General features: G+C 40.7%; 1 protein-coding gene. It reads right to left on the minus strand.

Annotated elements, in window-relative coordinates; genetic code table 11:
- The coding region (locus tag Q0954_RS34385) for a transposase (protein WP_299466726.1) at positions 1-518 on the minus strand (518 nt) is incomplete at both ends.

Raw genomic sequence — 518 nt, forward strand, 5'->3', positions numbered from 1 at the left:
AGAGTATACTATAATCCTTCTCTCAGTCCAGGTAATATCCAAATCTTCACAATAAATATCTTCCTGTTGCTCAAAAGCATGGGCTTTCAAAGGAGCTTTCTTATCATTTGTTTTGGCTTCACCAAAAACCTCTGTTAGTTCATCAGGTTTATTGTCCAAATAAGCAGATAGTTGCATCTTGCTACATTGGGTTTCGCTGAGAGGGGTAAGGTAAAATTGCTCCTTGTTTTGGAGATATGCCCGATTTCCCCTGCTACTCAATTTTGCATCCCCTACAAACAACTGTTGCTTTTTAGGCAGACCTTTTTCAAGTTTTTTTACTACATCCAGGTACAAATTGTCGTCTGCTTTATTACCTGACACAATCACAGAACTTAAGGGCATTGACAATGGATCAACAGTGGCAACCATTACCTTAAGTTGGGGCAAATCTGCCCGGTGTTGTTTCGAATAGCCCCGTTTAAAGTTCGCACCTTGATCACGAAAGCTCTGAACAATCAAGGCATCCAGGCGAACAA

This window comes from uncultured Microscilla sp. (assembly GCF_947493425.1).
Taxonomy (GTDB): domain Bacteria; phylum Bacteroidota; class Bacteroidia; order Cytophagales; family Microscillaceae; genus Microscilla.